General features: G+C 43.1%; 2 protein-coding genes. One reads left to right on the top strand and one right to left on the bottom strand.

Annotation, left to right across the window (positions count from 1 at the left end):
• Positions 1 to 954: 3-phosphoshikimate 1-carboxyvinyltransferase (aroA, locus tag R7Q46_RS24865; RefSeq protein WP_318077885.1), on the top strand; the 954-nt coding region annotated here is incomplete at its 5' end.
• 57 nt (positions 955 to 1,011) lie between these two features.
• Here aroA and R7Q46_RS24870 read toward each other — a convergent pair.
• Positions 1,012 to 1,260: a YciN family protein gene (locus tag R7Q46_RS24870; protein WP_005478953.1), complete on the bottom strand. Its 249-nt coding sequence runs from the start codon at positions 1,258 to 1,260 to the stop codon at positions 1,012 to 1,014.
• Positions 1,261 to 1,333: the final 73 nt, after the last annotated feature.

The following is a 1,333-nucleotide window of genomic DNA, read 5'->3' on the forward strand; positions in this document are numbered from 1 at the left end:
CAAGGTGAATACGTGCTTACTGGCGAGCCTCGTATGAAAGAACGACCAATTGGTCATCTTGTGACTGCATTGCAAGAGGCGGGAGCAGATATTGAATATCTGGAAAACACAAACTACCCACCACTAAAGATTGTCGGTACTGGTCTGAAAGCAGGCACAGTGTCGATTGATGGTTCTATTTCTAGTCAGTTTCTCACGGCTTTTTTGATGTCTGCACCACTTGCCGAAGGCGAAGTGCGTATTAAGATTGAAGGTGATTTGGTATCAAAGCCTTACATTGATATTACGCTGCATATCATGAAGCAGTTCGGTGTCGAAGTGATCAACAACGACTATCAAGAGTTTGTGATTCCAGCTGGTCAGCACTATGTTGCGCCTGGTGATTTTCTTGTGGAAGGGGATGCTTCGTCGGCCTCTTACTTTTTAGCTGCGGCAGCAATCAAAGGCGGTGAAGTCAAAGTAACTGGCATCGGTAAAAATAGCATCCAAGGTGATATTCAATTTGCTGATGCGCTAGAAAAAATGGGCGCAGAGATTGAATGGGGCGATGATTACGTTATTTCCCGCGTCGGGAAGCTTAAGGGCATCGATATGGATTACAACCATATTCCAGATGCAGCAATGACCATCGCGACGACGGCTTTGTTTGCTGAAGGTACCACGGCAATTCGCAATGTTTATAACTGGCGTGTAAAAGAAACCGATCGTTTGTCTGCAATGGCAAAAGAGCTTCGTAAAGTTGGTGCGGAAGTGGAAGAAGGTGAGGATTACATCATCGTTAAACCAGTACCTCACCTTAAACATGCGGCGATTGATACCTACGATGATCATCGTATGGCGATGTGCTTTTCTCTGGTGGCGTTAAGCGATACACCAGTGACGATTAATGACCCGAAATGTACGTCCAAAACATTCCCGGATTATTTCGACAAGCTTAAAGCGTTGAGCTGCTAGATCTCTAACTGAAAAGCCAGAGCGATGATGCTCTGGCTTTTTTGTCTTAATTTGCTGTTATTTGATCAGCGTAAATTCTTTAGAAAGGTGATGGGCTAAGTATTTGAACATATTGAATACTGCCGTAGTATTTGCGGTTGGTAAGCCTTTGTCATCAAGGAAGTACTCACCTTTAAATACCAAAACCCCGTCTTTTTCTTCTACGCTTGTCGCTCGCATTCCGTTGATGTAATCATCGTGCTCTTGGATGATTTGGTTTGCGATTAAAAGAAGGTCGAATTCTTCAATAAACTTTCTATCAGACATAACGTTCTCATCATTCATTACAAATTAAAAAGTGTGGCGAAGTATACCCATATTCTTTAAGGGTTTGCATGAT

Source organism: Vibrio sp. 811, assembly GCF_033339195.1.